Annotated in this window: 22 protein-coding genes and 1 pseudogene; 3 read left to right on the top strand and 20 right to left on the bottom strand. The window is 66.1% G+C overall.

Features of this window, described 5'->3' with window-relative positions; genetic code table 11:
• Positions 1 to 5: 5 nt before the first annotated feature.
• From L5G33_RS15125 to L5G33_RS15080, 10 genes are all read right to left on the bottom strand, one after another.
• Complete coding sequence (locus tag L5G33_RS15125) at positions 6 to 731, bottom strand: DNA alkylation repair protein (protein WP_236999016.1); 726 nt, start codon at positions 729 to 731, stop codon at positions 6 to 8.
• Positions 732 to 1,931 (bottom strand): NAD(P)/FAD-dependent oxidoreductase, encoded by a 1,200-nt coding sequence (locus L5G33_RS15120; RefSeq protein WP_236999015.1) that lies wholly within the window; start codon positions 1,929 to 1,931, stop codon positions 732 to 734.
• 78 nt (positions 1,932 to 2,009) lie between these two features.
• Positions 2,010 to 2,492: a hypothetical protein gene (locus L5G33_RS15115; protein ID WP_236999014.1), complete on the bottom strand. Its 483-nt coding sequence runs from the start codon at positions 2,490 to 2,492 to the stop codon at positions 2,010 to 2,012.
• Positions 2,489 to 3,088 carry an Rv1363c family protein gene (locus L5G33_RS15110; RefSeq protein WP_236999013.1) on the bottom strand — a complete coding sequence of 200 codons (600 nt, stop codon included), beginning with the start codon at positions 3,086 to 3,088 and terminating at the stop codon, positions 2,489 to 2,491. Before L5G33_RS15110 ends, L5G33_RS15115 begins: the two co-directional genes overlap by 4 nt.
• Positions 3,085 to 3,582 carry a hypothetical protein gene (locus tag L5G33_RS15105; RefSeq protein WP_236999012.1) on the bottom strand — a complete coding sequence of 166 codons (498 nt, stop codon included), beginning with the start codon at positions 3,580 to 3,582 and terminating at the stop codon, positions 3,085 to 3,087. The genes L5G33_RS15110 and L5G33_RS15105 overlap by 4 nt, the downstream gene beginning before the upstream one ends.
• Complete coding sequence (locus L5G33_RS15100; protein ID WP_236999011.1) at positions 3,579 to 4,166, bottom strand: Rv1363c family protein; 588 nt, start codon at positions 4,164 to 4,166, stop codon at positions 3,579 to 3,581. Before L5G33_RS15100 ends, L5G33_RS15105 begins: the two co-directional genes overlap by 4 nt.
• Positions 4,167 to 4,176: 10 nt before the next feature.
• Complete coding sequence (locus L5G33_RS15095; RefSeq protein ID WP_236999010.1) at positions 4,177 to 5,052, bottom strand: SDR family oxidoreductase; 876 nt, start codon at positions 5,050 to 5,052, stop codon at positions 4,177 to 4,179.
• 43 nt (positions 5,053 to 5,095) lie between these two features.
• Positions 5,096 to 5,695, bottom strand: coding sequence for a TetR/AcrR family transcriptional regulator (locus tag L5G33_RS15090; protein ID WP_236999009.1), 600 nt, complete (start codon positions 5,693 to 5,695; stop codon positions 5,096 to 5,098).
• Positions 5,692 to 7,032: a cytochrome P450 gene (locus tag L5G33_RS15085; RefSeq protein ID WP_236999008.1), complete on the bottom strand. Its 1,341-nt coding sequence runs from the start codon at positions 7,030 to 7,032 to the stop codon at positions 5,692 to 5,694. The genes L5G33_RS15090 and L5G33_RS15085 overlap by 4 nt, the downstream gene beginning before the upstream one ends.
• A 104-nt stretch (positions 7,033 to 7,136) precedes the next feature.
• Complete coding sequence (locus L5G33_RS15080) at positions 7,137 to 8,081, bottom strand: o-succinylbenzoate synthase (RefSeq protein WP_236999165.1); 945 nt, start codon at positions 8,079 to 8,081, stop codon at positions 7,137 to 7,139.
• A gap of 211 nt (positions 8,082 to 8,292) precedes the next feature.
• On the opposite strand from L5G33_RS15080, the gene L5G33_RS15075 reads away from it, so the two are divergent.
• On the top strand, positions 8,293 to 9,213 hold the full coding sequence (locus tag L5G33_RS15075) for an oxygenase MpaB family protein (RefSeq protein WP_236999007.1): 921 nt from the start codon (positions 8,293 to 8,295) through the stop codon (positions 9,211 to 9,213).
• Between the two features lie 66 nt (positions 9,214 to 9,279).
• On the opposite strand, the gene L5G33_RS15070 is transcribed toward L5G33_RS15075, so the two are convergent.
• Complete coding sequence (locus L5G33_RS15070; RefSeq protein WP_236999006.1) at positions 9,280 to 9,960, bottom strand: nitroreductase; 681 nt, start codon at positions 9,958 to 9,960, stop codon at positions 9,280 to 9,282.
• A gap of 173 nt (positions 9,961 to 10,133) precedes the next feature.
• On the opposite strand from L5G33_RS15070, the gene L5G33_RS15065 reads away from it, so the two are divergent.
• Positions 10,134 to 10,541, top strand: a complete 408-nt coding sequence (locus L5G33_RS15065; RefSeq protein WP_236999005.1) for a VOC family protein — start codon at positions 10,134 to 10,136, stop codon at positions 10,539 to 10,541.
• 1 nt (position 10,542) lies between these two features.
• Here the strand turns inward: L5G33_RS15065 and L5G33_RS15060 are convergent, their stop codons facing one another.
• The 7 genes and pseudogenes from L5G33_RS15060 to rpsL all read right to left on the bottom strand — a co-directional run bounded on the left by L5G33_RS15060 (position 10,543) and on the right by rpsL (position 17,148).
• Positions 10,543 to 11,004, bottom strand: a complete 462-nt coding sequence (locus tag L5G33_RS15060; protein WP_236999004.1) for a flavodoxin family protein — start codon at positions 11,002 to 11,004, stop codon at positions 10,543 to 10,545.
• Between the two features lie 43 nt (positions 11,005 to 11,047).
• Entirely contained in the window at positions 11,048 to 11,800 is a 753-nt protein-coding gene (locus tag L5G33_RS15055) for an alpha/beta fold hydrolase (protein WP_236999003.1), read from the bottom strand.
• Positions 11,801 to 11,883: 83 nt separating this feature from the next.
• Positions 11,884 to 12,386: pseudogene (locus L5G33_RS15050) on the bottom strand (SDR family NAD(P)-dependent oxidoreductase).
• 297 nt (positions 12,387 to 12,683) lie between these two features.
• Entirely contained in the window at positions 12,684 to 13,874 is a 1,191-nt protein-coding gene (tuf, locus tag L5G33_RS15045; RefSeq protein WP_236999002.1) for an elongation factor Tu, read from the bottom strand.
• 204 nt (positions 13,875 to 14,078) lie between these two features.
• Positions 14,079 to 16,184: an elongation factor G gene (gene fusA, locus L5G33_RS15040; RefSeq protein ID WP_236999001.1), complete on the bottom strand. Its 2,106-nt coding sequence runs from the start codon at positions 16,182 to 16,184 to the stop codon at positions 14,079 to 14,081.
• Between the two features lie 116 nt (positions 16,185 to 16,300).
• Complete coding sequence (gene rpsG / locus L5G33_RS15035) at positions 16,301 to 16,771, bottom strand: 30S ribosomal protein S7 (protein ID WP_161062017.1); 471 nt, start codon at positions 16,769 to 16,771, stop codon at positions 16,301 to 16,303.
• A gap of 5 nt (positions 16,772 to 16,776) precedes the next feature.
• Positions 16,777 to 17,148, bottom strand: a complete 372-nt coding sequence (gene rpsL, locus L5G33_RS15030) for a 30S ribosomal protein S12 (RefSeq protein WP_236999000.1) — start codon at positions 17,146 to 17,148, stop codon at positions 16,777 to 16,779.
• A gap of 459 nt (positions 17,149 to 17,607) precedes the next feature.
• On the opposite strand from rpsL, the gene L5G33_RS15025 reads away from it, so the two are divergent.
• A complete protein-coding gene (locus L5G33_RS15025) occupies positions 17,608 to 18,879 on the top strand; it encodes a CynX/NimT family MFS transporter (RefSeq protein WP_372476915.1) in 1,272 nt (423 codons plus the stop codon).
• On the opposite strand, the gene L5G33_RS15020 is transcribed toward L5G33_RS15025, so the two are convergent.
• Together L5G33_RS15020 and sigK are read right to left on the bottom strand one after the other, a co-directional pair.
• Complete coding sequence (locus L5G33_RS15020) at positions 18,876 to 19,619, bottom strand: anti-sigma factor (protein ID WP_236998999.1); 744 nt, start codon at positions 19,617 to 19,619, stop codon at positions 18,876 to 18,878. The two genes, L5G33_RS15025 and L5G33_RS15020, sit on opposite strands and share 4 nt — an antisense overlap.
• Positions 19,612 to 20,265: an ECF RNA polymerase sigma factor SigK gene (gene sigK, locus L5G33_RS15015; RefSeq protein WP_372476914.1), complete on the bottom strand. Its 654-nt coding sequence runs from the start codon at positions 20,263 to 20,265 to the stop codon at positions 19,612 to 19,614. The genes L5G33_RS15020 and sigK overlap by 8 nt, the downstream gene beginning before the upstream one ends.
• Positions 20,266 to 20,268: the final 3 nt, after the last annotated feature.

Here is a 20,268-nt window from a genome sequence, read left to right as displayed (position 1 = left end):
CCGGTTCAATGCATCGCGCGGTACCGCGACCGTTCGTCGGACGTCAGATGTTCGGCTGCGTACGACAGCGCCGTGCGGCCCATCCGTGCCGCATGCGCGTCGAGGTAGTCGGTGAGGACGGCGCGGTCGACGCGCTTCCCGGTTTCCCGCAGCATCCATCCGAACGCCTTCTGAATCAGGTCGCGGCGGTCGTCGATGACAGACGGCGCGACGGCGAGGATCGCGTCGGACCGCCCGACCCGAATGAACGCGAAGGCGCCGATGATCCCCACTCGGCGCTCCCACAGATCGTCCGACGACGCCCAGTCGAGCAGCTCGGAGTAGTCGTCGGCGTCGACGAGGAACGCGCCCAGGATCGGCTCGGCCGAGCAGTCGACGAGATCCCAGTTGTCGACGTGGCCCGACCGCACAGCGTCGCGGTAGACGTTGACCCAGTGGGCGCGATCGGATCCGCGAGCGGCGAAGTTGACGCCCAACGTCAACAATGCGAGCTGTCTGGCCTCGTGCAGCGGGTTCGACACGAGTTCGGCGAGCACATCGCCGGGCAGCCCCCGCAGTCCGCGCGCGAGCTTCCGTAGCTCCGGCACACGGACGCCGACGAACTCGTCGCCCTCGGCGTACTCGCCGGGCCCCGTCTTGAAGAAGCGGCACGCGCCTGCGGCACGGACCGGATCACCGAGTTCGACGAGTACAGCGAGGATGTCAGCGGCCGAAGCCGTGTCGTCGAGCATTCACTGGTCCAACAGCGCCGACACGGGCGTCGGCGTCTGCAGGTACTGCCGCGTCTTCATCAGCTTCCCGACCCGGCCCGCACCGATCACACCGGTGAGCACACCGTCGCGACTGTAGTACGCCAGGAACTTGCGTCCGTCGTCGTCGACGACGTGCACCTCGTCGTCGGGGTGCGGCGACCCGAGCATCTGGATCTTGAGGCCGAACTGATCGCTCCAGAAGTACGGGACGCTCTGATGGGTGATCGCGTGGCCGAGCAGTTCGGCTGCGACGAGAGCGGCGTGGTCGACGACATGATTCCAGTGCTCGACACGGTGATGATCACCGTGTGCGTCGGCCCAGTTCGCGGCGTCGCCGAGGGCATAGACGTCGGGCACACTCGTCCGTCCGACACCGTTGCATGCGATTCCGCCGCCCGAGGACCGGGGCGCGAGTTCGATGCCGGAGCCATCTAGATAACCCAGTTCGGGGTACCCGCCGATGCCCACGACTACGACGTCGGCGTCCACTCGCGACCCATCCGAGAGCACTACCGCCGATGCCGCTCCGTCCTCGACAACGATCTCATCCACACCAATACCCGTGCGCAGGTCGACGTCGGCCTCGACGTGCAGCCGCGTCACCATCTGTCCCATCCGCGCACCGATCGCCACGGCCAGAGGCGTCGGCGTGGGCTCGATGAGGGTGACCGGAACATCGTGTTCACGCAGGCTGGCCGCTACCTCGCAGCCGATGAACCCGGCGCCGATCACCGCGGCGTGCTTCGCCGTCCCGGCAGCTTCCCGCAACGCGAGCGCGTCTTCGATCGTCCGGATCACGTGCACGCCGGACACGTCGTCGGCGAGGCCCGGGAATCGGCGCGCGACGAGGCCGGTCGCCAGCACGAGCGTCCCGTAGGCGACGTCGCTGCGCTGCCCGCCGCGCTCGACGGTCACGGTGTGCGCGTCAGGGTTCACTGCGACGACACGTGTCCCGGTCCGCAGATCGATGTCCTGCTCGGTGTAGAACTCGGCGGGTTTGAGATCCACGCGCTCGCTGTGCCCGGTCACGACACTCTTGGACAGCGGCGGACGATCGTACGGCGGATGCGTCTCCTGCCCGAGCAGCACGATGCCGCCCGTGTGTCCACCGTTGCGCAGGTTCTCGGCGAGGCGCACGCCGCCCAGCCCTGCGCCAACGATCACAATGGGGTCATTCACAGGTGTGTCCTTAGGGTCTCGATACTCGAGGCTCGCTTCACACCGCACCTGTCCGCGCAGCCGACCGGTGATCGCCGATCACTGCGGAGACACCGGGGTGAGCCGAGCCAACAACCAATGACCTTCGACTCTAGTCATCCACGCCCACCGTGCAATACCCACGTGCGATGGATCCGTATGCGCGCCAACGGCGACGGTCTGCTGGGCGAACACCAGTACCCGGGCCGACCGGTCGGCGCGCTCGACGGTCGCGGCGTCGGTGACGTCGACGGTCATCGTCGCCTCGGACGCGACCGCCGACGGGAAGACGACGTCCGGTCCCCGCAGCGCGTAGTCGGCGGCGAGCACACCGGTCAGCGATTCCTCGGCTCGGCGGCGCTCGTCCGCCGTGTCGTCCGGTGCGAACGTCATCAGCTTCCCGACCGCTGCCGCCGCCGCTTCCGCAGGCGCGATATCCGGGCCTGCGAGCTCGCGGTGCGCGTTCGCCGCCAGGAGGCCGAAGACCACAGCGACGATCAGCGCGCACGCGCCCACCACTGTCCAGAGCGCACGGCGCGTCACGAGAGCACCTCCGTGTCGGAGACGAGCCAGCTGTCGTCGCCGGGTGTCATCCGTACTCGGACGGTCACTCTGGTGTCTCCTGACGTGTCGCCGACCAGGCTCGGGTCCGTGGTCTGCGCGACAACCAGGACGTTGACCGAGTCGTCGGACGCCGATTCGACTCCCGCGGACACCACGCGACCGTCTGGTCGGACCTCGAGCCCACTCACGTACCCGACGAGGGCGTCGCGCCCGGAGTCGAACCGTTGCCGCTGTTCGCCGGTGCTGTCCCCGCTGATCGCGTCGACGTATCCCGACGCGTCGGCCGGGTCGGGCGTCAGCATCGTCGTGACGGCCGACGTCGCATCGGCGACGGCGGCATCGGTGGCAGCTGCATCGGCGTTCAGGTCGTCGGCTGAGAAGAACCCCCACAGTCCGACGCCGAGCGCGACGACCGCGACCACGACCGCGGCCACCGCCGCCAGCCGGAGCGCGGCGCGCAGGCGACGGGCCCGCGCGCGCAACTCGGGGGCCGCCGCGATCCGGGCGAGACGTTCCGCGCGGACGGCGTCGTCGTACTGCTCACGGGCTTTCCGTACCCGCGTCGGCTCGGTCATTTCAACTCGTCCATTCCCGTGACCATCCATCGGCCGTCGACGCATCGCAGACTCGTCTGCACGGTGCGGTTCGCCGTCTGCGGCGGTTTGCCGCGCGGGGTCACCGTCACGCGTGCGACGACGATCACGGTAGCCGTGTCTGCGTCGACGTCGACGGTCGCCGCATGCTGCGGCTCCCAGTCGACGGAGACGACGCCAGCTGCCGGGCCGCCCGCCAAGGCGGACGCCAGTGACGTCGACATAGGCTCGGCGAGGTACGTCGTCGCCTTCTGCCGATCCTGCCGCCAGGTCTTCTCCGACACCGAAAAGACGGCCGCGACGGCGTCGGCGGCCTCCTCGGACACTGTGTCACGGGCGGCGGCCGCGGCCCGCGCGTCCGAGCGGTGATCCACACCGACGACGCACACGGCGAACACACCCACCAGTACGACGAATGCGACGACCACGCCGATCAACGTGATCCGGGTGACCGGCCGTTCGAGTCGACCCCTCACCCGAGCACCTCCACCGCGGCGATCTTCAGTTCGCCGTCCTCGGGCGTCATCAACACGCGCATGCGGAACGCCGCAGGCGCTTCGTCCTGGCCAGTCGACGTCGCCACCCGCACGCTCGCGGCCACGAGCATCAACGCGGAGTCTCCTTCCCGTCGTGCGAGCCCGACCCCGTCCACCGAGCCGGCACCGCTCGTCTCCGCGGATGCCACGAACTGGGTGTACGCATCGGCCGACTGTGCGAACGAATCATGGAACGCGCCGGTCGCCCCCGACAAAATGCGTTCGGCGCGTCCCTGATCGTCGCTGTCCGCCTCCACGAGGAGGCGAACACGGTCGGTGGTCGCGGATACGTATTCAGCGTCCGAATAGTGATGCGGCGCAACCAGGTACTGCCACACCGCGACACCTGCCAGCACGACGGAGAGGACGGCGAACACGATCGGTAGAGAACGACGACTGCCCCGAGTCGGCCCACCTGACGACGAGCGTCGCTGCTCACTCAGGACGGTGTCGAGCTCGCCCCGACGAGTCCGACGTTCGACGCGGGCGGCACGCAAGGCTGCGAGATGGCGGTCGGACGGCATGCGAGCAACACTAATCGGAATGACTCACCTGACCGATCCGCTTGCTGTAGTCGGCGCGCGCCGACTGATCGGCGTGCAGGAAGATCGTGTCCGTCTTGGCGAACTTCGCCAGTCGACGCTTCAACCCGATCGGCGTCATCGGCATCATGTCGACCCAGCGGAGCGAGGCGGGTGCCATCGCGCGCGTCCGCCGCGTGGCGATCGTCGTCAAGACTTCGCGGCCGACGATGTCGGTGTCGACGGTCTTGACGAACGCGTTGGTCTTGAGGCCCGTGACGAGCCCGGTCTTGGTGAACGACGGGAGGACCGCCGAGACGCTGACGCCGTGCGGCGCGAGCTCGAAGTCGAGGGTCTCGGAGAATTCGATGACCCCGGACTTCGCACCGTTGTACACCGACAGTCCGGGCGCGGCGAGACGGCCGGCGACGGATGCGATGTTGACGACCTGGCCGCCACCGCGCGTAACCATCCTGCGTGCGGCTGCGCGGGTACCGAGGATCACGCCGAGGAAGTCGATCTCGATGGTGCTGCGGATCAGCGCCTCATCGTAGTCGAGGAACGAACCGACGGGCATGATCCCGGCGTTGTTGACGAGGACGTCAATCGGCCCGACTCGCTCTTCGACGACGTCGAGGAATCTCTCGAACGACGCGGCGTCGGTGACGTCGAGTTCGGCGCCCTCCACACCGAGGTCGGCGGCCGCTTTTCCGACGGCGTCACCGTCGATGTCGCCGAGTGCGACCAGGCCGCCCGCGGCGAGCACCTGTTCAGCGATCTCGAATCCGATACCGCGCGCGCCACCGGTGATGGCGACGACCTTGCCGGAGACGCCTGCGCGTGTCTGCGCCAGACGGTGTTCGGACGAGAACCGATCGAGAATAGACATGGAGCTCCTTGTCGAGCAGGCGGGGTGGTCAGCAGTGCGAGGGTCAGTAGATCATCGGCGCGAGGTAGGTGGCCGCGAGGTGCGCCGCGTACTCGACAGTCTGTTTCTCGGGTTCCGTGTTGGGGACTTCGAGGAACGAGATGACCAGGCGCACATGCAGTTCGACGGCTTGCAGCAGATCGTCGTCGGGCATCTCGGCGCCGGCCCGGCGCAGCGTCCCACCGACCCTGGCGGTCACCATCTCGATGAACAGACCGCTCATGGTAGCCGCGGTGATGGTACGCAGTTCGACGTCTTCGAGCACCATGCGACGCAACAGCGGATCGGTGTGAACCATCTCGGCGCCCGCGGTGAACGCCGCGACGACGGCCTCGGACGGGCCGAGGCCTGCGGTGGCGTCCTCGAGCCGGGCCAGGCCCTGCTCGAAGGCGTCGTTGGCGACAGCCAACAGCAGGCTGTCTTTGTTCGGAAATCGCCGGTACAGCGTCGAACGGCTGACCCCTGCCGCCTTCGCGACCTCGTCTATGTTGGCGCGGCGTGCGCCGACCGTCGAGAACTCGTTCGCGGCAGCGGCCAGGATCGCCGCTTCCTGCGCGGGCGGCGATGACGTGACCCTAGCCTTCCGTGAGGTCCCGGCGGTCATGAGCGGCGCCGGACCTGCACGGGCAGCTTGTCCTTCGGAACTGGCAGTGCGCTGTAATCCATCGGCATCTCGTAGCCCGCGGGCACCGTCCACTCGTAATTGCGCAGCAGGTGGTGCATGATCGTCTTGATCTCCATCTGGCCGAAGTACAGGCCGATGCACTTGTGGACGCCGCCACCAAACGGCATCCACGCCATCCGGTGCGCCTTGTCCTCAGCCCGGTCGGCCGAGAACCGCTCGGGGTCGAACATGTTCGGGTGAGAATAGATCTCGGGATCGCGGTGATTCGACATCTGTGGCACGACGACCATGGTGTCCTTCGGGATGAAGAAGCCCTGCACCTGGGTGTCCCTGATCGCCATCCGCGGCTGGGCGGGGACTGGCGGGCACAGTCGTAGCGACTCGCGCATCACGAGGTCGATGACGTCCATCGAGCCGAGGTCCTCGTACGTGAGGCTCTCGCCGAACTCGAACGCCTGCTCGCGCGCACGCTGCTGCCATTCGGGATGTGTGGCCATGTGGTAGGCCATCTGCGTCATGGTGATGGTCGACGTGTCGTGCGCCGCCATGAGAACGAAGATCATGTGGTTGACGACGTCTTCGTCGGTGAACGTGTGCCCGTCGTCGCTCTCCGCGTGGCACAGCACCGAGAAGAGGTCGGGTGTGGCCGTCGCGCGCTTGTCCGCGATGTGCTCGTAGAAGAATTCTTCGAGGATCTTGCGACCGCGCAGACCCTTCCACCACCGGCCGCCGGGCACCGGTTTGCGCACGAAGGCGACGCCTGCGCGGACGGTGTCGATGAACGCCTTGTTGATGCGGTCGGCTTCGGCCTCGGGCAGTTCGAGGCCGAGGAACACTTCGAGGGCGACGTCCAGGGTGATCTGCTTGAGCTCGGTGAACATCCGGACGTCACCGGTCGGGAACCGCTGCATGCGGTCGGCGATCATCGGCTGCATCTCGTCCATGTAGCCCTTGAGGACCTTCGGCGTGAACGCGGCTTGCAGGATGTGGCGGTGGTGGCGGTGCTCGTCGAAGTCCAGGAGCATGACGCCGCGATTGAAGAACGGGCCGATGAAGTAGCTCCAGGCCGGCGCGTTGGCGAACGCCTTCTCTTTGTTCATCAGGATCTCGCTGGCCGCCGCCGGGCCTGCCGCAGTCACCATTCGGACACCGAGTGCGTTGAGGCCCATGACGTTCCCGTAGCGCACCAGCTTCTCGTCGGCGAACTTGAACGGGTCCCGCCGCATGCTCAGCACTTCGAGGACGCCGTTACGATCGCTCATCGGAATCGGCCGCAGTTCGCTGCCGGCCTCCGGCCTCGCGAGGATGTCGGTCATCGCTTCTCTCCCAACCTTCGTGCGACGCCCACAGTGACATCGCCCATACTCATTGGAACAGATTTGTCGATTTGTTTCTAGTCCCGATCTCCTCTCGCCGATCCTCACCCGCCAACGAGCAGCGAGTGGCACCGACGCAGCCGGTCATGCCACCACTGAGTGCGCTCGGCCGAAGCGAGCGGCAGGTCGTTCGCCGGGACGATGCTGCGGAACTCGACTCGACCGTCGACGACGGCGAACGGGGCGGCCACGTCGCGACCGAACATCGCACCGGTCCCCAACCCGCACGCGCGGTGCAGTCCCGGCAGCGCCGCCGCCGCGGCGACCCCCGCGGACATGCCGACCGCCGTGTCGAGGGCGCTGGAGACGACGACGTCCATCGGCAGCCGAGCCGCGACCTTGAGTAGAGCCCGCATTCCGCCGAGCGGTGCGACCTTGAGCACCGCGATGTCGGCCGCGTCGGCCCGCGCGACCCGCATCGGATCGGTCGAGCGACGGATCGACTCGTCGGCGGCGATCGGGACCGTCACGGCTCGACGAACCTGGGCCAACTCGTCGACGGTGCGGCAGGGCTGCTCGACGTATTCGACGTCGCCGATCGCGGCGATCGCTTCGATCGCCTCCTCGACGCCCCACGCGCCGTTCGCGTCGATCCGCACCGTCGGAACGAGTTCGCGTGCCGCCGCGACCCGGTCGACGTCGTCGGCCAACGACTGTCCGGGCTCGGCGACCTTCACCTTCACGGTCCGCACACCCGGGTATCGACCGATGATCTCAGCGACGTCGTCGGCAGGCACCGCGGGGACCGTGGCGTTGACGTCGACGACGTCGCGCACCGGATCGGGCGTGCCGAGATAGGCGGCCTCAATCCCTGCGGCGAGCCACACGCGCGACTCGGCGTCGTCGTACTCAGCGAACGGCGCGAACTCGCCCCACCCCGCCGGACCGGAGAAGATCATCGCCTCACGGACGGTGATGCCGCGGAACGCGGTGCGCATCGGCAATGCGACCACACGTGAGGCCGCGATCAGATCGTCGGCGGTCGGCATCGCAGGCGGCGGCGCGTCCTTCGGCTTGAGGCGGAACGTCGCCTTCGCGTCTCGCCGGTCGTCGGACGTACCGAACGGCGACTGTTTGTTCTTTCCTGACGGCTGCGAGAAGACCATGGCGCCAGGGTAGTTCGTCATGGCTCGACCCGAGACAGTGTCGAGGTTGGCACAAAGTCTTCATTTTGTTCCAAAGTCAGGTTACGCTGTCGCCATGACCTCAACTACGGATTTCGACGAGCACGTCCGCGAGGCGGAACCCGCCGTCGTCGACGACGTCGACGTCGATTCGCTCGACCTGCGACTCGGGGCCGACTCGTTGGTGTGGAAGTTTTACGGCGACAGCCGAGGACTCCTCGGGTTCCAACGACTGGCCGGCACCGAGAACTGCATCGAACAGCTCGCGCAAGGCGTAGAAGACCACTCGATCATCTTCAGCGACTTCCTCGGCCGTGCGAAGCGCTCCGGCCCACCGATCATGCGCACGGTGTACTCCGACAACCCCCACCAGTGGGGCCACCGAGTCCGCGACTTCCACCGCGGCATCAAAGGCACCATCAGCGACGGCTCGCGGTACCACGCGCTCAACCCCGAACTGTTCTACTGGGCGCACGCGACGTTCGTCGACCAGGTCCTGTACATCACCGATACGTTCATTCGCAGACTCACCTACGCCGAGAAGGTGCAGATATTCGAAGAGAGCAAGGTCTGGTACCAGCTGTACGGCGTCTCGGCCCGCAGCCAACCGCAGACGTACGAGGAGTTCTGTGAGTACTGGGACTCGATGCTCGACCGCTTCGTCCCGACGCGGACCATTACGTACGCGACCGGTTATCTCCGAAAGGGCGTCCCCGGGCCGAAATGGATGCCGAAGCCGGTGTGGCGGATCGCGTCCGCACCGCTGAACAGCGCCCTCCACGTCGTGATCGTCGGAACCCTGCCGCAACAGATGCGCGACGTCTGCGAGTTGGAGTGGAGCGACCGCGACCAGCGCAACTTCGACCGTTTCGCGGCGTTCATGCGCAAGATCAACCCGCTGATCAACAAGCTGCCAGTCAAGGCGCTCTACGTCCCGTGGGCCCACGAGGCGTGGGAGCGGACCGGCATCGATCCGCGCAAGCTCCACAACACGTAGACGCGGTCACCCTAGCCCGACGGTCTCATTGCGCGGTCACCCTAGCCCGACGGTGCCATTGCGCGGTCACCCTAGCCCGACGACGACTCCGTCGACGTCGGTCCGCTCGGTGCGGAACCCGTTGGCCGGGTGTGCATCGTCTGCGTAGCCGATCGAGACGGCACAGACGATGTTCCGGTCGTCGGGGATGTCCAGGTGGTCGTGGACGAAGTCCGAGTACATGGCGATCGCGGCCTGAGCGATGGTCGCGAGCCCGAGGCTCTGCGCGACGGTCAACAACGACGACACGTACGCGCCGCAGTCGACGGCGCCGTACGGCCCCAAAGACTTCGGCGACGAGATCACCGCGACGTGTGGAGCGCCGAAGAAGCGAAAGTTTTCTGCCATCTGACGCATCCGGCCCTCGGTGTCGTCGCGCTCGACGCCGACCGCGTTGTACAGCGCGAAACCGGCGCCCCGGCGCCGCTCCTGGTACACGCCCTCGTAACGGGTCGGCGGATCGATATCCATGACCTGCGGCTTCCCCGAGGCGACCCACGCGGTCAGCGCGTCGCCGAACTCGGCCGCGTCGTCGGCGCTGACGAGCGTGACCTGCCAAGCCTGCGAATTGCACCAGGACGCGGTGCGCTGGGCGCTGGCGAAGAGCGCCCGCAACGTCTCACCCGGAACTCGGTCAGGCAGAAACCCTCGACAGCTGTAGCGTTCGGCGAGCGCCCGGTCCACGGTGTCGTAATCGGAGTTCGTCATATCGACAACTCTTGCACGCGCTCCGCAGCAGACGACGACCGCTCCTGTGCTGACCGCGTCGACGCACTCCTCTTGTGCCGCCGCATGGCTGCGTGAACACTGAATGTGCGGACACCGGGATCGGCGACCACCGGCGACCACCGGTCGATCAGACCTCACAGGGAGAAGAGTCCATGGCGCACCTCAATCCGTACATCTCATTCAGGAACAACGCCCGCGATGCGATGGAGTTCTATCACGAGGTCCTCGGCGGAGAACTCGTCGTCAGCACTTTCGAAGACTTCCCCGACATGGTCCCCGACCCCAGCGAACGCACCCTGGTGATGCACGCACAACTCACCACCGACGACGACCTCGTCCTGATGGCCTCCGACACCCCCAGCGTCATGCCGTACACCGCTCCGACCGGGATCTCCGTGTCGTTGTCCGGCTCCGACGTCGACGAGTTGCGGCGCGCCTGGGCCGGACTGACCGACGGAGCGACGGTGACGATGCCGTTCGACCAAGCGCCATGGGGCGCCTACTTCGGCATGTTCACGGACCGCTTCGGCATCGCCTGGATGATCGCGAGCGACGGATAGATCAGGACTCGCGGACGCGCCGCGCGAACGCTTGCGCGGCGGCCAGGTCGTTCGTCGTCGGCGCCCCCTTGTTGACCCCGCCGATCAGGGCGAGCGGCCCCATCGTGTCGAGGCCGCGACAGGCGAACACATCGTCGGCGACGGTGAAGCCGCGGCCAGCGAGTGACTCCACCAGGGCGCGGCTGTATCGGCGAAGCGGTGTCTCGGGAAGCCCGCTCGTGGAGAAAACGAAGGCGCGGCCGCGGCCACGCGCATCGAGCCGCTGGACGCGACGTCGCAGTTCGGGAGCGAACGACATCCAGTAGATTCCCGAACCCCACCCGATCAGATCAGCGGCGTCGATCTCGGCGTCGTACACCTCGTCGGGCGTGACGACCCGGGCGTCGAGCGTCTCCGCCATCGCTTCCGCGATCCGACGAGTGTTTCCATGCGACTTCGACGCGACGACGATCAGAGAGTTCATTCCTCGATCGTCACACGAATGGACTCATCAGAACAGGGGCGTCTCACGACAGGTGAGCGAGAACCACCTCGGTGAACTCGTCGCGACGATCGCGGTGCACGCTGTGGCCCGCCTCGATCGTCAGGAAATCGCCTGAAGGCAGCGCGTAGGCAAGGTCACGCAGATGCCTCGGCGGCAGGAAGCTGCGTCGTCCACCCGACACGACAAGTGTCGGTGCCGTGACCTGCTGAAGACTGCACCACCACGCGGGCTCGGCGATGGCAAACGCCGACATCACCGGATCACCCAGAGCACGGTCGAACCGTAGAAATGGTCCAGGGTTGGCGACGAGCGACCCTATCCCCCGGATCCGCTCCCCCAACGTCGCGGACGGGGTGACCTCCTCGGCGAGATCGGCGGCATCGCGCGGGATCGGCGGAACCTCTTCGAGCACGATCCGGCGGGCGCGTTGGGGTGTGGAAATGGCGAACCGGAGTGCCGTGTGGGCACCCAGCGAGTGTCCGACGAGGTCGACGCGCTCGGCACCGAGGTCATCGACGACGGCGGAGAGGTCGTCACGGAAGTCGTCGAGGAGATACGACTCTGCGGGCCCGGTCCGCCCATGGCCACGCATGTCGAAACTGACCACCGTCCGACCGGCCTTGCGGAGCTTGCTCGCCAGCGGACGCCACGTCGTACGATCGCCGCCCATGCCGTGGACCAGGACCACCGGGACACTGGCCGGGTCGAGCGGCCCCGACACCTGGATCGACAACGACAGCCCGGCACGCGTCAGCGTGCGACGTTGAGACACCATGACATCCAGACTAATGTCGGCCGATGCGGCGCCGCGCTCCGGGAACCTCAGTTCCGGGAGTCCCAAGCCCGGAACCTCGGTCCTCACCGTCGCCGAATGACTGTGTTGACCCGAACACCGTGCTTTCCGAGGACCATCGCGAAGTTCCGCATCAACGAGAGGATGGCGCTCTTCGCGGCTCCGTAACCCATCTGTCCGGGGTTGAGCATCTCCGGCTTGTACGCGACTCCGATATAGCTGGATGTCGAACCGGTGATCACGATCGCGCCGCCACGGTCCCGTTCGATCAGCCCGGGCGTGACCGCACGCAGCGTGTAGTAGACGCCGTTGAGCATGATGGCGACGGAGTCGTCCCAGGCCGCCATGTCGTGCTTCTTCTCGCCGTAGCTCGCCATGACTCCCGCATTGGCGAGGAGATGTCGATCCCGCCGAACTCTTCTTCGACGCGGGCGACGGCGGCTTCGACGGCCTCCTGATCGCGGACGTCGCACTGGATCGCCAGCACCTCCACGCCGAGGTCTTTGAGTTCACGCTCGGTCGACGCCAGATCCTCCGGCGTCGCCGTCGGATACAGGACCGAGTCCACCTGGGCGGCGATGTCGAGGATCGCGACGTCGGCCTTGACCCGCCGATTAGCCCTGCTCGTACGGGACGTCGCTCGACACACGAAAGAGCCCCGCTCCGACGAATCGGAGCGGGGCTCTTTCAGACCTCGATGCGAGATCAGCGGGTGGGCATCACTTGATGATCCGTGATGTCCCGCCGGGCACCGCAAAGTTCACTTCCGCTTCTGCGCCCGGCGGGTGGTCATCACTTGATGATCCGTGATGTCCCGCCGGGCACCGCAAAGTTCACTTCCGCTTCTGCGCCCGGCGGGTGGTCATCACTTGATGATCTTCGTGACGCGACCGGCACCGACGGTGCGGCCACCCTCGCGGATCGCGTAACGCAGGCCTTCGTCCATGGCGACCGGCTGGATGAGCTTGACGCTCATCTCGGTGTTGTCGCCCGGCATGACCATCTCGGTGCCCTCAGGAAGGGTCACGACACCGGTCACGTCCGTGGTGCGGAAGTAGAACTGCGGACGGTAGTTGTTGAAGAACGGGGTGTGACGGCCACCCTCGTCCTTCGACAGGATGTACGCCTGGCCCTCGAACTCCGTGTGCGGGGTCGTGGTGCCCGGCTGCACGATGACCTGACCGCGCTCGACGTCCTCACGCTTGAGGCCGCGGAGCAGCAGACCGGCGTTGTCGCCAGCCTGTGCCGAGTCGAGGAGCTTGTGGAACATCTCGATACCGGTGACGGTGGTCTTGGTGCTCTTCTCGCGGATGCCGACGATCTCGACCTCAGCGTTGACGTTGATCTCGCCACGCTCGACGCGACCGGTGACAACGGTGCCACGACCGGTGATCGTGAAGACGTCCTCGACGGGCATCAGGAACGGCTTCTCGGTCTCGCGGACCGGGTCCGGGATCGACTCGTCGACGGCAGCCATCAGGTCCTGGACGGACTTGACCCACTTCTCGTCGCCCTCGAGCGCCTTCAGCGCCGAGATCGGCACGACCGGTGCGTCCTCGTCGAACTCCTGGGCGGCCAGCAGTTCGCGGACCTCCATCTCGACGAGCTCCATGATCTCTTCGTCGTCGACCATGTCGGCCTTGTTCAGTGCGACGAGGATGTAGGGGACGCCAACCTGGCGGGCCAGGAGGACGTGCTCGCGGGTCTGCGGCATCGGGCCGTCGGTGGCGGCCACGACCAAGATCGCGCCGTCCATCTGGGCGGCACCGGTGATCATGTTCTTGATGTAGTCGGCGTGACCCGGAGCGTCGACGTGAGCGTAGTGACGCTTCTCCGTCTGGTACTCGACGTGGGAGATGTTGATCGTGATACCACGAGCCTTCTCCTCAGGCGCCTTGTCGATCTGATCGAAAGCGAAGCTCTCGTTCAGGTCCGGGTACTGGTCTGCCAGCACCTTGGTGATGGCAGCCGTGGTGGTGGTCTTGCCGTGGTCGACGTGACCGATGGTGCCGATGTTCACGTGCGGCTTGGTCCGCTCGAACTTCGCCTTCGCCACTTGATGTCCTCCTGGACTTCTCTGCGCCACCGGGTGGTTCCCGGTCGACGGTGTATGGGTTCCCTGTACCGATACTCATCTGTACCACTACGGGGAGGCTTCTTACATGGTCCCCGATCGACGGCGGGAGCCGCCGATCGGGGTATTGGTTTGTCCACGCTGGCGTGGTCCGCCAATGGGTTCCGCCAAGACGGCGAGCGGTTTCTACTCGCCCGTCGCCTTCGCGATGATCTCCTTCGACACGTTCGCCGGAACTTCAGCGTACGAGTCGAAGACCATGGAGTAGTTTGCGCGGCCCTGGGTCTTCGACCGAAGGTCTCCGATGTAGCCGAACATCTCCGACAGCGGAACCTGAGCCTTCACGACTCGAGCACCGCTGCGCTCCTCCATGGCCTGGATCTGACCACGGCGGGAGTTGAGGTCGCCGATGACGTCGCCCATGTAGTCTTCCGGAGTCGTGACCTCGACGGCCATGATCGGCTCCAGGATGACGGGCTGTGCCATCTTCGCAGCCTCTTTGAGGGCCTGCGAACCGGCGATCTTGAAGGCCATCTCCGACGAGTCGACGTCATGGTACTGACCGTCGAGCAGGGTGACCTTCAGGTTGACCAGCGGGTAGCCGGCCAGCACACCGTACTGCATCGCGTCCTGCGCACCGGCATCCACCGAAGGGATGTACTCGCGCGGGACACGGCCGCCGGTGACGGCGTTCTTGAACTCGTAGGTAGCGCCTTCTTCGCCGTCGACCAACGGTTCGAGCTTGATGATCACCTTCGCGAACTGGCCCGAGCCACCCGTCTGCTTCTTGTGGGTGAACTCGTGCTTGTCGACGGCCTTGCGGATCGTCTCGCGGTAGGCGACCTGGGGCTTGCCGACGTTCGCCTCGACCTTGAACTCGCGCTTCATGCGATCGACGAGGATGTCGAGGTGGAGCTCGCCCATGCCGCCGATGACGGTTTGGCCGGTCTCGTCGTCCAGGTTCACCGAGAAGGTCGGATCCTCTTCGGCGAGCTTCTGGATCGCGGTGCCCAGCTTCTCCTGGTCGGACTTGGTCTTCGGCTCGATCGAGACGTTGATGACCGGGTCCGGGAAGCTCATCGACTCGAGGACGATCGGAGCGCTGGTGTCACACAGGGTGTCACCGGTCGTGGTGTCCTTGAGGCCGATCATCGCGTAGATGTGGCCGGCCACCGCGTCTTCGACCGGATTCTCCTTGTTGGCGTGCATCTGGAAGAGCTTGCCGATGCGCTCCTTCTTGCCCTTGGTGGCATTCAGGACCTGCGTTCCCGGGTCGACGCGACCCGAGTACACACGCACGAACGTCAGCTTGCCGAAGAACGGGTGAGCAGCGATCTTGAACGCGAGCGCCGAGAACGGCTCGTCCTTCGACGGCTTGCGGGAGATGATCTCCTCTTCGTTGCCGACGACGTGGCCCTCGATCTCGCCGACGTCGAGCGGGTTCGGGAGGTAGTCGATCACGGCGTCGAGCATGGGCTGAACGCCCTTGTTCTTGAACGCCGAACCACACAGCACCGGGTAGATCTCGGAGTTGATCGTCAGCTTGCGGATCGCACCCTTGATCTCGTCGATCGACAGTTCCTCACCGGAGAAGTACTTCTCCATGAGGGCTTCGTCCGACTCGGCGACCGTCTCGAGCAGCTTCTCGCGGTACTCGGCAGCCTTGTCGGCCAGCTCCGCGGGGATCTCCTCGATGGTCGGCGCAGCGCCGATCTCGACGGTGCCGCGCCAGGTGATGGCCTTCATCTCGATCAGGTCGACGACGCCGTCGAAGGCATCCTCGGCACCGATCGGGAGCTGCATGACGAGAGGCTTCGCACCGAGACGATCGATGATCGTCTGCACGGTGAAGTAGAAGTCCGCGCCCATCTTGTCCATCTTGTTGACGAAGCAGATACGGGGGACGTCGTACTTGGTGGCCTGGCGCCAGACCTGCTCGGACTGGGGCTCGACGCCCTCTTTGCCGTCGAAGACGGCGACGGCGCCGTCGAGGACGCGAAGCGCGCGCTCGACCTCGACCGTGAAGTCGACGTGGCCGGGAGTGTCGATGACGTTGATCTGGTTGTTGTCCCAGAAGCAGGTCACGGCGGCGGAGGTGATGGTGATACCACGCTCCTTCTCCTGCTCCATCCAGTCAGTCGTCGACGCACCGTCGTGGGTCTCACCGATCTTGTAGTTCACACCGGTGTAGTAGAGGATGCGCTCGGTGGTGGTGGTCTTGCCGGCATCGATGTGGGCCATGATGCCGATGTTGCGGACCTTGGTCAGGTCGGTCAGCACTTCCTGTGCCACTTATTCGCCTCGCATTTTCGCTAGAGGTTGGAATTGGTTCTTCGACGACCATCCGCCCGAGGGCAAAGGGCCGATGAACGCGGATCGGGGGTGACCCGATCCGCGTCCGGCGGTTGTCACCAGCGGTAGTGCGCGAACGCCCGGTTGGCTTCAGCCATCTTGTGGGTGTCTTCGCGGCGCTTCACCGAAGCTCCGAGACCGTTCGACGCGTCGAGCAGCTCGTTGGCGAGACGCTCGACCATCGTCTTCTCACGACGCTGACGGCTGAACGTGACGAGCCAGCGGAGAGCCAACGTGTTGGCGCGGCCCGGCTTGACCTCGATCGGCACCTGGTAGGTGGCACCACCGACGCGGCGGCTCTTGACCTCGAGGGTCGGCTTGACGTTGTCGAGTGCACGCTTGAGCGTGACGACGGGGTCGGTGCCGGTCTTCTCACGAGCCTGCTCGAGAGCCTGGTAGACGATCCGCTCGGCGGTCGACTTCTTGCCGTCCAGCAGGATCTTGTTGACGAGCTGCGTGACCAGGGGCGAACCGTAGACCGGGTCGTTGATCAGCGGGCGCTTGGGAGCGGGTCCTTTACGTGGCATCTAGATCAGCTTCCCTTCTTGGCGCCGTAACGGCTACGAGCCTGCTTGCGGTCCTTGACACCCTGGGTGTCGAGCGAGCCGCGGATGATGCGGTAGCGAACACCGGGGAGGTCCTTCACACGTCCGCCGCGAACGAGCACCATCGAGTGCTCCTGCAGGTTGTGGCCCTCACCCGGAATGTAGGCGGTGACCTCGACGCCACTCGTCAGGCGCACGCGGGCGACCTTACGAAGAGCGGAGTTCGGCTTCTTGGGGGTGGTGGTGTACACGCGAGTGCACACGCCGCGCCGCTGCGGGCTCCCCTTCAGGGCGGCGGTCTTCTTGATCGTCGCCTTGTCCTTGCGGCCCTTGCGGACCAGCTGGTTAATAGTTGGCACTGAGTTCTTTTCTCCTTGTGGGCCGACTCCCGTCGGTCCTTCTTCTCGTCACGGTTAGTGCTCCGGGCACGTCTTCCGGTCCGCACGCAGGCATGCACCCGCATACGCTCCGAACGATGTCCGCAACTCGCCCCACCGGCGCGTCTGCGCCGGTCAACTGCAATATCGCCACCCCGAGGTCGGGCGTGTCAGCCACGCCGTATCCGGCTCGCGATCCCGCCTCCCCCAAACCGGGTTCGGAAGAGAATTCGGGCAGCACCTACCGTGGGCAGGTGCCGACGCAATACTTTACCGCCCCGGTTTACCCTGGTCAAAATCATTGACATGCGAGGTTGAACACGGTCCGAACAGCCGGAAACACCCGCAACGCATGTCCCGTCACGCTGCGGGGCAGCATGTGACCGGTCGCACCGCAAAAGAACTCGCGTCGCCCCGACGACGGCTGCGACCATTGGTCCGGTGACGACCATGCCGCAGACTCAGACGTTCGAACGATACGGATCGGGAAGTCTGCGAGGTCGGATCATCGTCCTTCTCGCGATCGTCGTGTTCGCGTTCTCGCTGCGCACCGCGGTCACCTCGCTCACTCCTCTCCTCGAACGCGTCTCCGAGGACGTCGGATTCGGCACCGCCGTCAGCGGATTGCTCGGCATGCTGCCGACGCTCGCGTTCGGCGTCGCGGGGATCGTCTCGCCGGGGCTGGGACGCCGGTTCGGCATCGAACAGGTGATGCTCGCCGCCGTCGTCATCACCGGTGTCGGCATCGCAGCACGGTCGCTGAGCCAGAACGTCGCCGTGCTGGTCGTCCTCTCGTGTGTCGCCCTGTTCGGCATGGGTATCGGAAACATCCTGATCCCGCCGCTGGTGAAGCGCTACTTCGCCGACCGGATCGCCCCGATCAGCACGGCATACATCATCTTCGTGCAGGCGGGGACCGTGATCCCGGCCGCGGTCGCGATCCCGTTGGCCGACGCGGTCGACTGGCGGTTCTCGCTCGGCGTGTGGGCGCTCGTTCCGCTCGCTGCGCTCGGCCCGTGGCTGTGGGTGGTCCGCGAACGGCGCGCGGCCGCCCGACGCGAAGTTGCGGGCCGACGAGACGCGGCCGTCGTCGACGAGTCGACGCCCCCTGTTCCAGACGCCACGATCTCGATGTGGCGCAGCCCGATGGCGTGGGGCATGACGTTCATGTTCGGCATGACGTCAGCAGGCACATACGCGATGTTCACGTGGATGCCGAAGATCATCACCGATGCCGGCGGCAGCGAGTCGCTCGGCGGCACGGCCGTCGCTGTGTTCTCCGGTGTCGGCCTGGCCGCCACATTCGTCGCACCGACGTTGTCGACGCGGTTCGCCAACCCGTTCGGTTTCACCGTGCTGTTCGCGGCGTGCTGGTTCGCGGGTTTCGCGGGACTCATGTGGGCCCCGCTGTCGGCTCCGTTGGTGTGGGCTCTCCTCTGCGGTCTCGGCCCGACGACATTCCCGATGGCGTTGACCCTCATCAACGTGCGGACGCGGACGAGCGCCGCGTCGGCGTCACTGTCGGGTTTCGCGCAGGGCGTCGGCTATCTGCTCGCCTGCGCGGGCCCGTTGCTGTTCGGCGTGCTGCACGACGTGACACACGGCTGGGGCGCCCCATTCCTACTCGTCGTCGGCATGGTCCTCGTGATGTTGTGCGGGGCGTGGGTCATCTGCAAGCCGCGCTACCTCGAGGACCAGGCGGCGGGACGCTAACCGAGCGACATCTCGGAGACGGTCGGCCCGATACGCAGTTCGGGCGTCGCCATGTCACCGACGGTGAACGCCATCGCCGTCGCATCGCCGAGATCGTCGAGAACCACCGTCGTCGACGGAGCGACATCGTCCGGAGCCATCACTCCGCCCAGGCGGGTTCCGTCCGGCCCTACCAACCACAGCTGATAGACCTTGCCCGCGTCCGGCGGGGTGACGTCGTTCATGACGAGGACGCCCGCACCCGCCGACGGTGAGAACGTCACCGACGCTCGCCCCTTCGCCAGTTCGCCGCTCACGGTGCGCACGTCTGTCGCCTCGAAGACGCGTTCGGCCGTCGTCTGGGTAGGTTCGTCTCGACCGGACATCGTGTAGCCGACCACGCCGCCGCCCACGGCGATGACGGCCGCGACCGCTGCCGCGGCGGCGCCCCACCGGATCCGGCTTGCTCGCCGTCGGTCGGCGAGCCGATCGCGCTCGGCAGCCGCGAGCAGTTCGTCGCGCAGGCCCGCGCGCGGCGCCTGTTCGGTGAGTTCGCCGATGTCGGCCAACGTGTCACGGACGGCGGCGACTTCGACGTCGAAGGCGCGACGAGTCATCGCATCGGCGCGTTGGACACGCTTCTCGACACTCGCGCGTTCGGACTCGGAGAGTGCATCGAGCGCAACCAGCGGTGCGAGATCAAGTAGATCGTCGGCGTCCACGTGGCCGGTCTCCCCAGCACCGCTCATATCGTCACTCACTTTCCAAACACCCCCTCAGCTTCTTCAATCCGTCGCGGATCCGGCTCTTCACCGTCGGCAGTCGGACCGCCAGCGCCTCGGACACCTCTCGATACGACAGCCCCTGGTAGTAGGCGAGGCCGATTGCCTGCGACTGCAGTTCACTGAGACCGCCCAGGCATCGTCGTACGCGGCGGCCCTGTTCGCGCATCTGGACCGTATCGCCGACCTCATCGCCGAGTTCAACGAGTTGCTTTGCGCCGTAATAGGATTCGCGGCGCGATGCCGACGACTCCGATCGCACCCGGTCGACGGCGCGTCGGTGAGCTATCGCGAGCAGCCACGCGATCGGTGATCCGTCGGTGCGGCGATACTTCTCTGCGCCCCGCCAGACCTGCAGGTACACCTCCTGAGTGACCTCTTCGCTGTATCCGGGATCGCGCAGCACGCGCAGCACCATGCCGTAGATACGCGCACTGGTTTGGTCGTACAGTTCGGCGAAGGCGTCCATCTCGCCCGCTGCAGTTGCCTCTATCAGGGCGTCCAGACCGGTATCGGTCGCCGCGGAACGCGTCACTGCAGGTCTCCAGGTCTCATCGGACATCAGCTTAGCCCTCGACGCCGTCGGTCGGGTGGGCCCGATGGGAGTCTCAGCGATGGCCGTCATGGC

Source organism: Gordonia liuliyuniae, assembly GCF_021738805.1.
GTDB classification, from domain to species: Bacteria; Actinomycetota; Actinomycetes; order Mycobacteriales; family Mycobacteriaceae; genus Gordonia; species Gordonia liuliyuniae.
This window is presented reverse-complemented; position numbering and strand designations above follow the sequence as displayed.

Bases quoted from the DNA above. Each gene is read 5' to 3' on its own strand.
- L5G33_RS15125 (WP_236999016.1), bottom strand. From the start codon at position 731: ATGCTCGACGACACGGCTTCGGCCGCTGACATCCTCGCTGTACTCGTC.
- L5G33_RS15110 (WP_236999013.1), bottom strand. From the start codon at position 3,088: ATGACCGAGCCGACGCGGGTACGGAAAGCCCGTGAGCAGTACGACGAC.
- L5G33_RS15100 (WP_236999011.1), bottom strand. From the start codon at position 4,166: ATGCCGTCCGACCGCCATCTCGCAGCCTTGCGTGCCGCCCGCGTCGAA.
- L5G33_RS15095 (WP_236999010.1), bottom strand. From the start codon at position 5,052: ATGTCTATTCTCGATCGGTTCTCGTCCGAACACCGTCTGGCGCAGACA.
- L5G33_RS15090 (WP_236999009.1), bottom strand. From the start codon at position 5,695: ATGACCGCCGGGACCTCACGGAAGGCTAGGGTCACGTCATCGCCGCCC.
- L5G33_RS15085 (WP_236999008.1), bottom strand. From the start codon at position 7,032: ATGACCGACATCCTCGCGAGGCCGGAGGCCGGCAGCGAACTGCGGCCG.
- L5G33_RS15080 (WP_236999165.1), bottom strand. From the start codon at position 8,081: ATGCCGACCGCCGACGATCTGATCGCGGCCTCACGTGTGGTCGCATTG.
- L5G33_RS15075 (WP_236999007.1), top strand. From the start codon at position 8,293: ATGACCTCAACTACGGATTTCGACGAGCACGTCCGCGAGGCGGAACCC.
- L5G33_RS15070 (WP_236999006.1), bottom strand. From the start codon at position 9,960: ATGACGAACTCCGATTACGACACCGTGGACCGGGCGCTCGCCGAACGC.
- L5G33_RS15065 (WP_236999005.1), top strand. From the start codon at position 10,134: ATGGCGCACCTCAATCCGTACATCTCATTCAGGAACAACGCCCGCGAT.
- L5G33_RS15060 (WP_236999004.1), bottom strand. From the start codon at position 11,004: ATGAACTCTCTGATCGTCGTCGCGTCGAAGTCGCATGGAAACACTCGT.
- L5G33_RS15055 (WP_236999003.1), bottom strand. From the start codon at position 11,800: ATGGTGTCTCAACGTCGCACGCTGACGCGTGCCGGGCTGTCGTTGTCG.
- rpsG (WP_161062017.1), bottom strand. From the start codon at position 16,771: ATGCCACGTAAAGGACCCGCTCCCAAGCGCCCGCTGATCAACGACCCG.
- sigK (WP_372476914.1), bottom strand. From the start codon at position 20,265: ATGACGGCCATCGCTGAGACTCCCATCGGGCCCACCCGACCGACGGCG.